Source organism: Shewanella sp. 5S214, from assembly GCF_041439795.1.
Classification (GTDB): Bacteria; Pseudomonadota; Gammaproteobacteria; order Enterobacterales; family Shewanellaceae; genus Shewanella; species Shewanella vesiculosa.
Genome location: NZ_JBGOOV010000010.1, coordinates 71748 through 85839 on the forward strand (window position 1 = coordinate 71748; position 14092 = coordinate 85839).

General features: G+C 44.6%; 10 protein-coding genes. 5 read left to right on the forward strand and 5 right to left on the reverse strand.

The annotated features are described in order from the left end of the window. The first annotated feature begins 21 nt into the window (after positions 1 to 21). Together ACED29_RS08795 and ACED29_RS08800 are read left to right on the forward strand one after the other, a co-directional pair. On the forward strand, positions 22 to 399 hold the full coding sequence (locus ACED29_RS08795; RefSeq protein ID WP_182697509.1) for a DP-EP family protein: 378 nt from the start codon (positions 22 to 24) through the stop codon (positions 397 to 399). A gap of 626 nt (positions 400 to 1025) precedes the next feature. Continuing rightward, the gene (locus ACED29_RS08800) at positions 1026 to 2159 is read left to right on the forward strand and encodes a sensor domain-containing diguanylate cyclase (RefSeq protein WP_182697510.1); all 1134 of its coding nucleotides are present in this window, start codon (positions 1026 to 1028) and stop codon (positions 2157 to 2159) included. A gap of 19 nt (positions 2160 to 2178) precedes the next feature. Here ACED29_RS08800 and ACED29_RS08805 read toward each other — a convergent pair whose 3' ends face one another. Together ACED29_RS08805 and ACED29_RS08810 are read right to left on the reverse strand one after the other, a co-directional pair. After that, a complete protein-coding gene (locus ACED29_RS08805; RefSeq protein WP_220487571.1) occupies positions 2179 to 3336 on the reverse strand; it encodes an alkane 1-monooxygenase in 1158 nt (385 codons plus the stop codon). Between the two features lie 10 nt (positions 3337 to 3346). Beyond that, positions 3347 to 3676, reverse strand: a complete 330-nt coding sequence (locus ACED29_RS08810) for a 2Fe-2S iron-sulfur cluster-binding protein (RefSeq protein WP_124015536.1) — start codon at positions 3674 to 3676, stop codon at positions 3347 to 3349. Positions 3677 to 3832: 156 nt separating this feature from the next. Between ACED29_RS08810 and ACED29_RS08815 the strand changes: the two genes are divergently transcribed. The 3 genes from ACED29_RS08815 to fdhF all read left to right on the forward strand — a co-directional run bounded on the left by ACED29_RS08815 (position 3833) and on the right by fdhF (position 10459). Further along, positions 3833 to 4846, forward strand: a complete 1014-nt coding sequence (locus ACED29_RS08815; protein ID WP_182697512.1) for an AraC family transcriptional regulator — start codon at positions 3833 to 3835, stop codon at positions 4844 to 4846. A gap of 187 nt (positions 4847 to 5033) precedes the next feature. After that, complete coding sequence (locus ACED29_RS08820; protein WP_124015534.1) at positions 5034 to 5750, forward strand: oxidative stress defense protein; 717 nt, start codon at positions 5034 to 5036, stop codon at positions 5748 to 5750. Between the two features lie 494 nt (positions 5751 to 6244). Beyond that, a complete protein-coding gene (fdhF, locus tag ACED29_RS08825) occupies positions 6245 to 10459 on the forward strand; it encodes a formate dehydrogenase subunit alpha (RefSeq protein ID WP_371697482.1) in 4215 nt (1404 codons plus the stop codon). A gap of 358 nt (positions 10460 to 10817) precedes the next feature. Here fdhF and ACED29_RS08830 read toward each other — a convergent pair whose 3' ends face one another. The 3 genes from ACED29_RS08830 to ACED29_RS08840 all read right to left on the reverse strand — a co-directional run bounded on the left by ACED29_RS08830 (position 10818) and on the right by ACED29_RS08840 (position 14085). After that, the gene (locus tag ACED29_RS08830; RefSeq protein ID WP_371697512.1) at positions 10818 to 11672 is read right to left on the reverse strand and encodes a universal stress protein; all 855 of its coding nucleotides are present in this window, start codon (positions 11670 to 11672) and stop codon (positions 10818 to 10820) included. A gap of 32 nt (positions 11673 to 11704) precedes the next feature. Further along, positions 11705 to 13195, reverse strand: a complete 1491-nt coding sequence (locus ACED29_RS08835) for a SulP family inorganic anion transporter (protein ID WP_182697514.1) — start codon at positions 13193 to 13195, stop codon at positions 11705 to 11707. Positions 13196 to 13632: 437 nt separating this feature from the next. Beyond that, entirely contained in the window at positions 13633 to 14085 is a 453-nt protein-coding gene (locus ACED29_RS08840; RefSeq protein WP_273059340.1) for a hypothetical protein, read from the reverse strand. Positions 14086 to 14092 lie beyond the last annotated feature (7 nt).

The window sequence follows — 14092 nt, forward strand, 5'->3', positions numbered from 1 at the left end:
ACAAAAAATATGGAGAATATAATGTCAAACACTCAAGGCCAAGCAACTTTTTTTAATCTCACCATCACCCTAGGTGATAAAGATGTACCAGTATTTACTTATACTAACATTGACGGCTCCCCTGTGTGTGGCAATGTGGTCATTAACCAATACAGCACCATCTCTTACCAGCTAATTGATAAAACCGGTAAAGGGCTAAAATTTGTTGGTGCGGCGTTTACTACCCCATTTGACGGCATCATCGATGCGATTACCATCAGCAGCGATGGCACATTGATTCAATTAACCGATTTAGATAAAACACCAGGCAATACCGGCTTTCAGTTTGTATTATCAAACAGCTGCAATACCTTGCAGGTACTCAGTCCCGATCCTGAAATCGTCAATCACCCAAACTAAACATTAAATACATCTAATATTAAAGCTCAGGGCTATCCCTGAGCTTTAATATTGTTCAGCCTGATAAACTAACCAATAGCATAACGATTGCTAAAATGGCTGGTATTTATCCAGTTGCGATATCAACAGTGGCCGCATAATGAAAGGTCATAAATGACTTTTCACTTTATGATCTGAGTTGTTGTGTTCGATATGTTATCCAGTAATAAAACCCTACTTGGGCTTTCCTTTTGCCCGTTCACTGGGTATAAAACACCATTATTGTCCAACAGCGCAGCGAGCAAACTGCTGCTAAATAACGCTCTAAACACTAGCCAATGACGGCCCAATATCTGTCACAATCACAAGCAAATATTGCCGTACAACAGGCTATTCTCGCTAAGAATATTATCGATTCCAGGGAGGAAAAACCTAAAACCCAGCAATAAAATTAAGCCGCATCTCAGGTACATGCAACATAAGCCACTCAATCACAACACATTGACAAAATAAAATGTGAATTTAATTCAATATAAATCAATAAGTTAAAATCAGAAGATTACCGAAAGGTTAAAAGCTCCCATTCCTAATAGAGTGTTTGACATCAACAAGGGGTTACCAACACCAAACGCTTGAGGAAATGCACCATGTTTACCAATGATAAATTAACTGAACTCAATGACACGATTTCTCGTGTGACTAAATTAACAGACTCATTGTCTAAATATCCTAACGCGGTAAAAATACCACTGCGTGTTGAAGCTGAAACCCTAGCCGACTCATCATCGACGGCGGTGATGTTTGATGCCACTTTTGATGCCACTTCAGCAAACCAGAATGGCAAAATGGCTGTAGTAGATAACTTACAAATTCGCACCTTACTCAATGTGATTAACGCGATTTCAGAAGCGATATTTGTGATTAACTCCGCTGGCGTTATTGAGATGATTAATCCGTTAGGCGCTAAATTATTCGGTGCTCCAGCTGAAATGTTAATTGGTCAAACCTGGACCGATTATCTACAAAGTCCTTTTAAAGATGAGTATCAATCTTTATTTGACCTGTGGAACAACGCCAGCGATCAAAGCAATAAAGTGACTCAGTTTAACCATGGGCCTAAAGAAATTATCATTAACCGCGCCGACAGCACGTTGCTCGAAGCCGATTTATCATTGTCATGTTTACCGTCAATACAAATAGGCTCGGAGCCATTATTTATTGGCATTATGCATAACCTGACTTCGCACAAAGCCGAATACAATAAACTGCGCCACTTAGCGCATACCGACAAATTAACCGGTCTTGCCAATCGACATGCTTTTGATGATGCCCTGCAAACCAACTGGAACGACAGCATTAATCACGACCAACCGCTGTGTTTAATCATTATCGATGTCGATTATTTTAAAATATTTAACGATCAGTTTGGCCATGTTAACGGTGATAAATGTTTGCAAAAAATTGCCCAAGTACTGGCAGACGTGCTCCCCTCTAACAATGCCATGGCTGCCCGTTATGGTGGCGAAGAATTTGTGGTTATTTTACCTAACAGCAACCCGTTAACAGCAGAATATATAGCTAAAAACATTCAACGCCGTATTAACCAGTTAACCTTTACCGACATAGGGTTACCTGCACAAACTAAAATCAGTGTTAGCCAAGGCATCGCCTGTGAACGCAGTGGCCAATACCGCACGCCAACCGCACTGGTTTGCGCCGCAGACACAGCACTTTACCGCGCTAAATCAACCGGCCGTAACCGCATCAATATGAGTAGCTAACGCTAACTGAATAGTAAGGTTAAGCACAAGCTTGGTAAGCAGCAATACCACTGTTTGCATTGGCTTGCTGAGCAAGTTGATACTCAATAGGCGTGGCAAAGTGCCCATCCCAATGCTGTAATTTAGGCAACATGAGCCGATGCCATAATGGCGGAATAAGCGTAATAACAAAGGTACTAAGATAGCCACCAATCATTTGCGGTGCCTGTGGATATGGCAATAATTGATGATAAGGCAATTGCCCTTGAGCATGATGATGCGAATGGCGGGTTAAATTAAACATCGCCCACGAACTCACTCGTTTATTTGTATTCCAAGAATGGTGCGCCTGTACTGGCGAATTAACGGCTCGCACTAAGCCATAATGCTCCATATAATTAACTATCTCTAAGGTCGCTTTAGCCCATAACCCCATTAGCACAAAAAAGCTTAATCCCTGCCAACCCGCCAGCCAGAACACCCACAGCATAATGACTAAGCTCATGGCATAGCCTCTTAACGCTTTATTATGCCAACTCCATACAGCAAGCTGCTTACGCAACAGCCTTTGGCGTTCAATATGCCATGCACTTATGTTGCCTTTAATGGTCGATATAACAATGTGCGCATAGACATTACGACCACGAGGCGCAGTGGCGGGATCGTCCAAGGTACTGACATATTTGTGATGCCCATACACATGCTCAATGGCAAAGTTAGCATCAAAGCTAAATGCCAATAACCAGCGACCAATCAATAATGACACCGGCTGCCAAGTTCGATGAGTTAATTCGTGCCCAGTAATGGTGGCCATTACCCCAACCACTAAGCCCAAATAAATCACCATCACCCCATACTGAACCACGCTGGTATTTTCACGCGCGAGTAACACATCATAACCACTAAGACTGCTGACCCAAGCCCCATATTGACCAATATCTTGACTGGCAAATTGCCAGCAGCACACAAATACCAACATCACGGTTAAGGGCAACGCCAGCCATAACTGCCACGTCAGTAAAGCTGTAAAGCGATAGCTTGGCGCTTGTACATCATCACCAAATATCATATCGCCGCCTAAGTACACCGCTACCCAAATGGCAAAACCCATACTAATGTACGACTCACCTAAAGTAATACTGGCAATGGCGATCAGCGCCATAAGGTGAAGCGACATAAACTTAAGGTACTTAAACATTAACATCTCCTCACTCTTGCGGTTCATCAGCCAACTGACGCTGAAGCAGATTAACCTTAATATTGACAGCAGATATTGGCATGCTTTGACACGCCAAAATCATTCCTTGAGCGATTGCTTTGGCTGACAGCACATAAGCACTGTCGGTTAATTGTTTAACCTCACCGGACACTAACTGGCACCGACAAGCGCCACAACTGCCAACCTGGCAATGATGGGGAAAGGCAATATTGGCTGCCAGTGCCGAAGTTAAAATAGTGTGTTTTACGCTGGCTTGCTCAACCACAAGGGCGTCATTAATGGTTAAGCTCACTGCTTTGGCGGTAAACATCGACAACATATACAGTCCTTTAAAGGTTAAAGGTTTACTTTACGCCAGCAGACAAGCTAGCAAAGAGGGGGAGATGGACATAAAGGGGTCATTAATAGACAAGTACGGATAAATCCATTACAACTGATAAACAGGATTGCTATAAAAGCCATTGATAAGGATGCTATGCAGCCACTGCCGATTTTTTACTTAAACCAAGTTTACCAACAGCTGCGCCAGTGGGACTGTAATGTTAATATCTGGCTAGCTCATAATGGTATGACACTTGAGCAATTACAAGACCCGCACTATCAAGTAAGTTTTGATGATTATCAACGCCTAATCGCCTCTGCCATTCACCTTTCGGCCAGACCAGACTTAGGTTTACATGTGGGTAATCGTATCGGTATTAACACTCATGGCATGATGGGATTTGCCATGCTTAACAGCAGCACTCTCAAACAAGCCATTGAGACATTAAAGCAGTTTATTAACACCCGTACGCCGCTGGTTAAGATAAGCATCCACGAAACGACCAAGGCTTTGGTTGTTACCCTTGAAGCAGTTCAACCACTGGGCATGATACAGCAACCCTATATGGATGCTCTTTTAGTGACCCTGACTAAGTTGTTACAACAACTCACGCCGCAATCGTCACCATTATGCCAGGTGAATATCAGTTTTGCGCCACCCAGTTATTGGCAGCAGTACGCAGAATTATTTAAGGCTCCGGTTCATTTTAATCAAGCTAAGACCCAGCTAATGTTAACCCTAGCATCAATGACACAACCTCTTGATATGGCCGACCCCAGCTCATTTATGCAAGCTAAACAATGGTGTATTAACGAACTTAAGCAGCTTAACGGTCAACAAAGTTTGAGCGACAAGCTATACCAGTATTTACTGCAAAGCCCGGTGCCATTGCCAAGCTTAAGCGACACTGCAGCGCATTTTCACATGACACCTCGCACGGTACATCGCCATTTAGCCCAACAGCAAAGTAGCTATAAAAGTATTGTGGCGTCGGTAAATCATCAGATTGCCAAGCACTACTTGTCACAATCTCAAGGCAGTATTAAACAACTTTCCTATCAATTAGGCTATGTGGATGTAGCTAATTTTCGCCGAGCATTTAAGCGCTGGCAAGGTACCACGCCAAGCGAGTACCGCCTGCAGCAAAAAGCGCACCCTGCAATATGAATGTTAAGATGATAAAGTCTGGGTTGCTCATATGACTTGAGCAGCTTAAAACCTATGCTGATATCTTTTAATGTAAATAATGATCAATAAAAAAACCCTTTTTTAATTTGGCTACGTTTACACTCTTAACAGACCCATTTAAACCTGTATTTTCACAGCATTAAGCTAACCATTAGCGGAGTCATCAATGAATAAAACTTTACTTACCAGCATTATCTCTGGCGCATTATTTACCTTAACCGCCAGCAGCAGTTTATCCACGGTGCAAGCGGCCGAGCTTAGTTTCGCAAATATTGAAACCGTGGGAACCAGCACCATAGAAGCGTCTGCAGACATGGCTATCATCAATGTTGAAGTATTAGTCGAAGCCGATAGCGCTAAAGCGGCTAAAGATCAAGCCGACCAAGCGGTCAGCCAATTTATGCAGCGTTTACTCAAAGCGGGTGTTGATAAAAAACACATTCAAAGTGCTAATTTACAACTCAACCCACAATACATGTATGTGCAAAATGAACCACGTAAGCTAACCGGCTATAGCGCAAGTCGCCAAATGACAGTCACAGTAGTGGATCTGAACAGCTTAAATGAATTACTCGACAGCGCTTTAGTAGAAGGCATTAATAACATCAGTAATATACAGCTAAAATCCAGCAAAGAAGCCGATATTATTGAGCAAGCACGCCAAGCTGCCATTGTGGATGCCAAGCAAAAAGCGCAATCGTTAGCCAAAGGCTTTGGTGAAGAAATTGACGGAGTATGGCAGGTGAGATACTTTCCGCAACAATCAAATCAACCAGAAATGTACCGCGCCAGCATGAAAGTAAGTTCAGATGTCGCGCAAACTTATCAGCAAGGCCAAGTGACAATTAGCGACAGAGTGGAAGTGGTATTTAAACTGAAATAACCACTGTAATAGCCACAAATACAACGGCAACAAATACTGCAGCAACAACAAACAGGCTCAACGGCATCCGTTGAGCCTGTTTCAATTTAGCGCCAGCGAAACCAGTAACGCATCCAACTGTTTAACATACAGAACAGCAATATAAAAACCTCACCAAACTCGTCATCTCAACAAGTCAGAAAAACACACCAAGCAATTGTTTAATAGCAATTAAATTTATGAGCTTCATTTATCTTCATTAAAAATGATCTAGGTCACAACTGAGTATCGCCCAGCAAATTAAACTGGCTACATTGTATATGGCTATTGTAAATGGCTGCTAATACGACTAGGGAGGCGAGAAAAAGTTATCAAGATGGACCTGCATGACTGACAGTTCTCCCCTCTATAGACACAGTCGATCTGCGCTTTGGTCGCTCAATAAAGCCCTCATCGTCGTATTCTCAATGGCAGCAAAACCTAGCCAGTGACTCAACCAATTAGAAGGTATTGCAATGATAGATATCACTATCGACGGCATATCGTTATCGCTGCCTAAGGCAGATAACTTATTAAAAGCTGCCACTGACGCCGGTATTAATATCCCCAGCTTGTGTGATTTCTCCCACAATCAAGCCAAGCAGCACTGTAACTTATGCCAAGTACACATAAAAAATAATGATGGAAGTTTACGATGTGTTCGCGCATGTGAAACGCCGCTTGAAGCGGGTTTAGAGGTGATAACTCGGTCGATCGGTTTAAGCAAAATCCGTCAAGATGCACTTAAGCATATTCTCAGCGACCATTTTGCCGATTGTGAAGCCCCTTGCCAAACTGCCTGTCCTGCGGGTGTTGACGTGCAGTCTTATCTGTATCATATCGGCAGAGGTGAGCATAAAGAAGCGGTCAAAGTGATCAAAAAAACCTTACCTATGCCACTGTCAATTGGCCGTGTCTGCCCTGCTTTTTGTGAAGCCCAGTGTCGCCGAGGGCTTGTTGATGAACCTGTGGCGATTCGCCAATTAAAACGTCATGCCGCAGATTTAGATTTACATGATCTAGAGTCTTATGTACCACCAAGAGCACCGGCAACCAATAAGCGTATTGCCATTATCGGCAGTGGCCCTGCGGGGCTAACTGCCGGTTATTATCTGTCTAATAATGGTCACGATGTCACTATTATGGAATCAGCAGCCAAAGCGGGCGGCTGGTTACGTTACGGCATCCCAGAGTACCGCTTACCCAAAGACATTCTGGATAAAGAAATTGAACTACTCACTCGCAACGGACTTAAGATACAAACTGGCGTAGAACTCGGTCGTGACATCAATCTACACGATTTAGTCGCCAATTATGATGCTGTTTGCCTCGCTATTGGCGCACAAAAAGCGGTGCCAATGAATTACCCTGGCAGCGATTTAGCAGGCTGCTATTTGGGTGTCGACTATTTACGCGATTATTGCACCAACAAGACATTAATCACTGGCAAAAAAGTCGCCGTTATTGGTGGGGGTAACACCGCAATTGATTGTGCCCGAACCGCTGTGCGCGATGGTGCTGATGTGACCTTAATCTATCGCCGTAGCCGCGATGAAATGCCCGCAGAACCCTATGAAATACATGAAGCCGAGGTCGAAGGGGTTAAGTTTCACTTTCTTACCAATCCAATTGAAAACCACAGTGATGACCAAGGCCGAGTCAAGTCTGTGACGTTTGCTAAAATGGCGCTCGGTGAGCCCGATGCATCAGGGCGACGCTCGCCTAAAGCCACAGGTGAAACCTTTGAAGAAGCTTTTGATACCGTTATTGCGGCGGTATCTCAACAGGTAGATTTAGACTTTTTAGACCAACCAGAAAACCAAATCGACACCGGTCACCTTGCCCTCACCCGCTGGCATACTTTTCTTGGTTGTGAGCAAACTATGTCTGCAGGAGTGGAGAAACTGTTTGTTATTGGTGATTCTCGCACCGGCCCAGGAACCGCCGTGGGTGCGGTGGCCGATGGCCGAAAAGCCGCTGAAGCAATTGAAGGATTACTCACTGAGGGGTTAACCTGTCATTTACAGCCTCAAGATTTTAACTCAACAAAAGCCGATAACACGGCGTCATTGTCTGCAGACTTATACCCGGGCACAGTTAAACGTTCGCGACTAAAAATGCCTGAGCTATCGCAATTAAATCGCGCACTGAACTTTGGCGAAGTTGAGCTAGGCTTCATTGCCGATGAGGCAATAAAAGAAGCTATGCGCTGTTTAGAATGTGCTTGCCAAGCTAATACCGCTTGTCAGTTACGTGACTATGCCACCGAATATAAAGTCGATGGCAAAACTCTAGACCAAACCCAGGCGCGTAAATTTAAAGTCGATAACAGTGCACCTTTTATTACTTTTGATGCCAATCGTTGCATCAGTTGCGGAGCCTGTATTGACGCCTGCCATCAGCAAAGTGGTCATAATGTTATCGCTTTTGAAGCCAATAGCTATCAAGCACTTCCTGACGCTACAACCGCAGGCATTAGCCGCAACGCCCCTCGTGTTGGCTTTACTGCATCGATGAATGACAGCGATTGTGTGCAATGTGGTAACTGCGTACAAGTCTGCCCCACTGGTGCTTTGGTTGATGCCCGCGATAAAACCCAAGGCAGCGATAGAGCGTTAACCAGAACCTCAACCGTGTGCACATATTGTGGCGTTGGTTGCCGGGTTGAACTGCATGTCGACCAAAGCAAAAATCACGTTATGCGCGTCACAGGCGATACTCACTCACAGGTGAATGAGGGGATGCTGTGTGTCAAAGGACGCTCTGGATTTGATTTTTTAAACAGCCCTAAACGTCTTACCACGCCATTAATTCGTAAAAATGGTCAGCTACAACCCGCCACTTGGAGCGAGGCCATTCGCTATATTGCCGAGCAACTGCAACCGATTAAAGATGCCACTGGGCCAAGCAAGTTTGCCGCATTATCTTCGGCTAAATGCACCAATGAAGAAAACTATTTAATGCAGAAATTGACCCGCAGTATCATGGGTACCAACAATATAGATCATTGCGCGAGACTGTGTCATTCATCATCAGTTGCCGGCTTGTCCGATACCCTTGGTGGCGGGGCAATGACCAATGATATTCCCAGTATTAAAGACTCAGATGTGATTTTTATCATCGGCTCGGATACCACCAGCGCCCACCCTATTATTGCCTCGCATATTAAACGAGCCGTCAATCAACACGGCGCGCGCTTAATTGTGGCCGACCCAAAGAAAACCACTATCGCAGACAGCGCCCATTTATATGTCTCACATAAGCCGGGCACAGATGTGATGTTACTCAATGCCATCATGCAGCAAATTATCATCAATAACTGGCAAGATATGCACTACATCAATAGCCGTATTGAAGACTATCAATTGCTTAAGCAAGAAGTGATGAAGCCAGATTATAACTTAACCAATGCGGCGTTAATTACTGGTGTAAGGGCAAAAGATATTGCCACTATGGCAAAAATGATCGGCACCGCAAACAAAACGGCCTTGTATTACGCCATGGGCATCACCCAGCATACCTCGGGTTATGACAACGTGGTGTCTACCTCTAACTTACAACTACTGTGTGGAAATATCGGCGTCAATGGCGGCGGGCTAAATCCGTTGCGCGGCCAAAGTAACGTTCAAGGTGCTTGTGATATGGGTGCCTTACCCAATTATTATCCCGGCTATCAAAAAATTAATGACCCGATTCATCAAGCTAAGTTTGCTAAAGCTTGGGGCAATACTTCGCTTAATCCAAACATAGGATTAGCAGCGACAGAAATCATGCAAGCTATTGTCAAAGGCAAAATCGATGCACTGTATGTTTTAGGTGAAAACCCAGTGCTAAGCGATCCGGATCAAGCCCATGTGATCGCTGCACTATCCAAAATCAAATTCATGCTGGTGCAAGACATCTTTTTAACCGAAACCGCCCAAATGGCTCATGTGGTATTACCCGCAACCGCCTTTGCCGAAAAAGATGGCCATTTCACCAATACCGAACGTCGGGTACAACAATTACGGGTGGCGTTAACCCCACCAGGAGATGCGCTGGTAGACTGGAAAATAATCCAAATGATTGCCAATAGCCTTGATGCAGACTGGCATTACCACAGCACCAAAGATATTTGGCAAGAAATTAATCAGGTTACCCCGCAATACCAAGGGTTAACCTGGCAACGCCTTGAACACAAGGTAGATGGTTTACAGTGGCCGTGCCTTGATGAAAACCATCCTGGCACACCGATTTTACACACAGAGACATTTTTACGCGGCAAAGGCAGAATGATCCCGGTGAGTTACCGTCTCCCTGCCGAAATGCCCGATAGCGAGTATCCATTAACCCTGTCAACAGGCCGTTTGTTGGAACAGTTCCATACTGGCACCATGACGCGCAAAACCCCGGAACTGGATATTAAAGGTGCGCCCAGAGTGATGATATCGGTTTTTGATGCCGAGCAATTGGGCGTCAATAACGGTGATATGCTAACACTGAGCACTCGCCGAGGAGAAATAGAGATAGCCGCCTTTGTCACTAAGCGAGCTCAGGTAGGAGTATTATTTTTACCGTTTCACTTTGCCGAAGCGGCAGCCAATAAGCTGACCATCAATGCATTAGATCCGATTGCTAAAATCCCTGAGTATAAGGTGTGTGCGGTTAAAGCAGAAAAGTCACTACGGCCAAGTACGACGAGCTTGGCCTAACCGCTAGTGTCTTAGTGAATTAAAGCGCAGAACGCTTTAAAAGCAAAAGCCTAGATCGCTGCGCTGCTAGGACGCTACGCGGCGAGATCCTATAAAATCCTAGCAGCGAAGCGACTCTAGCAGTGACGAAGTCACGCCCTAGCAGCGAAGCGACCCTAGCAGTGACGAAGTCACGCCCTAGCAGCGAAGCGACCCTAGCAGGACGTAAGTCCGCCCTAGCAGCGAAGCGATCCTAGCAGGACGTAAGTCCGCCCTAGCAGCGAAGCGATCCTTGCAGGACGTAGTCCGCCCTAGCAGCGAAGCGATCCTAGCAGGACATAGTCCGCCCTAGCAGCGAAGCGACGCTAGTCTTTTTTGCTTAGCGCAATAACAACAATGGAATATGACTTTTACTGATCATCCGTGTGGTATTACTCCCAACAAAAAACTCACGAATACGTGAATGGCCATAAGCCCCCATGACCATTAAATCAATTTGGTGTGCGAGTTGATAAGCTTCAAGAGCCGTTTGCACTTCGCCCTGACAAACCGCAGTTGTTACCTCAAAACCAGCCTCAGTAAGAGAGTCGGCAACTGAGGTCAATTCGGTTAGCGCTTGAGACTGATTATCTGACACCATCACTAAATGACATTCGAGCCCTTTAAGTAGTGGGCTGCTTATCACTCGTTCAAGCACGGTTTTCGAGGTGGCACTGCCATCATAGGCAATCATAAAACGGCTTGGCGTTGTAAACTCAGCCATCACTACTAAAATTGGCTGTTTAAGGGTGCGAATAACACTTTCTAAATGACTGCCAATCGCTTGCGCCTGATCTTGATGTTGCTCACCTTGACGACCAATAACCACCAGTCTGGCATCGGCTTCCTGCTCCAGTAGCGTTTCCACTAAATCCCCATGGCGCTGCAGTGTTTGCACCACCACTGAAGGTTGTCCAGCTACAATGCTGGTTTGAGCATCTTGGAGCATATATTTACCTTGTTCGAGCGCGAGTTTACTCATGCGTCCTTCAAGCTCAACCATTTCAGCCAGCAGATGCTCACGACTCCCAAGGCCAATATTTCCCGACAAATTTAACTCTGTCGGGTAGGCAGACTTATCCAATACATGTAATAACGTCACCGGGGCATGCAACTTCATCGCCGCCCACCCACTAGCATCAGATACCGCGTGTGTGGCTTTTGAACCATCAATACAGGCAATCACATTTGTCATCATTATTATCCTTTTATGCTGTTGCTATGGGCTTAGTGACCAGACATCATTTTTTCAACGTCTTCTGGTTTATCATGCACACCAAATTTATCGACTATGGTCGCGCTGGCGGCGTTAAGGCCAATTATCTCAACTTCAGTCCCTTCACGGCGGAATTTAATCACTACTTTATCCAGAGCAGATACGGCGGTAATATCCCAAAAATGTGCTTGAGATAAATCAATCGTCACCTTATCAACCACTTCTCTGAAATCAAATGAGTTACTGAACTTATCTGCTGAGGCAAAAAAGACTTGGCCAATAATGTGATAATGACGCCCGGTTTCTGCAGTAGTGTCGCTGCTTTTAACCACCATAAAACGGCCCACTTTATTGGCAAAGAATAACGAGGCAAGTAGCACACCCACAAATACCCCAATCGCTAAATTATGGGTAGCGACAACGACAACTACTGTGGCAACCATCACAAGATTGGTCGATAAAGGATGATGTTTAAGATTACGGATAGAATCCCAAGAGAAGGTTCCAATAGACACCATGATCATCACCGCGACAAGTGCTGCCATCGGGATCATTTTTAACCAATCCCCCAGAAATACGATTAACACTAACAGAAAAAGACCCGCCGAAAATGTCGACAAACGCCCACGACCACCAGACTTAACGTTAATAATTGATTGACCGATCATGGCACAACCCGCCATACCGCCCAGTAAACCCGCACCGATATTGGCAATACCCTGGCCTTTACATTCGCGGTTTTTATCACTTGGGGTATCGGTTAAGTCATCAACAATAGTTGCTGTCATCATCGATTCCAATAAACCAACAACCGCAAGACCAGCAGAATAAGGCAAGATGATCATTAAGGTTTCAAGGGTTAATGGCACTTCTGGCCAAAGGAAAATCGGTAAGGTATCTGGCAACTGCCCCATATCGCCTACGGTACGGATATCTAATCCCATATACACCGCAAAAATGGTTAAGCCAACAATACATATTAAAGGTGACGGTAAGGATTTTCCGATCACAGGGATTAATGGGAATAAGTAAATAATCCCCAGTCCAGCTGCGGTCATGGCGTACACATGCCACGTCACATTTGTAAGCTCAGGTAACTGTGCCATAAAAATCAAAATGGCCAGCGCATTCACAAAACCGGTCACGACCGAACGCGAGACAAATCGCATCAAACTGCCCAGTTTTAAGTAACCTGCTGCAATTTGAAACAGGCCGGTCAATAACGTCGCCGCTAATAAATACTCAAGACCATGCTCTTTGACTAAGGTCACCATCAATAGCGCCATAGCGCCAGTCGCGGCCGAAATCATGCCCGGACGACCGCCGGTAAACGCAATCACGACTGCAATACAGAAGGAAGCATATAGGCCAACTTTGGGATCCACCCCGGCAATAATCGAAAAGGCAATCGCTTCAGGAATTAACGCCAGCGCGACAACAATACCGGCTAATAGGTCTCCACGGATGTTAGAGAACCACTCTTTTTTCATGCTTTGTATCATGTGTTTTACTCTGTTTTAATGTTAGCCAATATGCCAATAACAGATGTTAACGCCAGAAATATCTGCGCGCGTCAGCAGTGAAATTAACTCATTAATACGACAAAATGATATTGGATAATGATATACAACAAAAACTACCAACAAGGCAGCAATTACGGACGGATCTTAGCGATCCAAATAGGGGAGGAAAAACTAATGCGGCTTAATATTCATTACGGAAAGACAACCTCTTTAATATATGTACATTAAGCTTAAAATTTAATAAACGCGCACTGCATAAAAATGCAGCGGCAAGTATAAAGGGTTGCTTAGGTAAAATCAAAGCGTTTACAGGGTAACCCCACGGACACAGCGACTGAATGAGAGCCGAGTTAGCGCGGTAAAGTACCACAAAACTTGGCTATCACCTTTTAAGGCTCAACTGATAATACCCAACGCTATGGTGAAGAGGTAACCGCAATTTTTTCTGAGGTGAATTTGTTGTACGCAACGATTAAGCCGTAAGCCATTAATACTGAAACACACTCTGAAATAGAACCGATTAAACGGAATGCTTCGTAAGCAGAGCCAGGAATTAATGTTGAATCAGTTGAATCGAAATTTAGTACGACTAGAAGCACGAATGGCAACTGTATCAAAGCAGCAGCCTTAACATTAAAGGGAGACTGAGGAACAATCTTCCTAAATATCAATAAAATAAACAAAGTTGCCAGCAGCCGAATCAAGGATTCATATCCCGCGATTAATAAGTACTCCCAACTGTGACTATTCAAATCGGGCACCAATAGAAGATAATCGATTACCGGCGAATATTTTACCGATAGTTGAAATGCTAGTGAGTTCGCATATAACACTAAAACACTAGCGACTAAACAAGGTAAATACTTCATATGTGCT

What these genes read in the sequence shown, in the direction of transcription:
- ACED29_RS08795 (WP_182697509.1), top strand. Translation starts at nt 22, where the DNA reads ATGTCAAACACTCAAGGCCAAGCAACTTTTTTTAATCTCACCATCACC.
- ACED29_RS08800 (WP_182697510.1), top strand. Translation starts at nt 1,026, where the DNA reads ATGTTTACCAATGATAAATTAACTGAACTCAATGACACGATTTCTCGT.
- ACED29_RS08805 (WP_220487571.1), bottom strand. Translation starts at nt 3,336, where the DNA reads ATGTTTAAGTACCTTAAGTTTATGTCGCTTCACCTTATGGCGCTGATC.
- ACED29_RS08810 (WP_124015536.1), bottom strand. Translation starts at nt 3,676, where the DNA reads ATGTTGTCGATGTTTACCGCCAAAGCAGTGAGCTTAACCATTAATGAC.
- ACED29_RS08815 (WP_182697512.1), top strand. Translation starts at nt 3,833, where the DNA reads ATGCAGCCACTGCCGATTTTTTACTTAAACCAAGTTTACCAACAGCTG.
- ACED29_RS08820 (WP_124015534.1), top strand. Translation starts at nt 5,034, where the DNA reads ATGAATAAAACTTTACTTACCAGCATTATCTCTGGCGCATTATTTACC.
- fdhF (WP_371697482.1), top strand. Translation starts at nt 6,245, where the DNA reads ATGATAGATATCACTATCGACGGCATATCGTTATCGCTGCCTAAGGCA.
- ACED29_RS08830 (WP_371697512.1), bottom strand. Translation starts at nt 11,672, where the DNA reads ATGACAAATGTGATTGCCTGTATTGATGGTTCAAAAGCCACACACGCG.
- ACED29_RS08835 (WP_182697514.1), bottom strand. Translation starts at nt 13,195, where the DNA reads ATGATACAAAGCATGAAAAAAGAGTGGTTCTCTAACATCCGTGGAGAC.
- ACED29_RS08840 (WP_273059340.1), bottom strand. Translation starts at nt 14,085, where the DNA reads ATGAAGTATTTACCTTGTTTAGTCGCTAGTGTTTTAGTGTTATATGCG.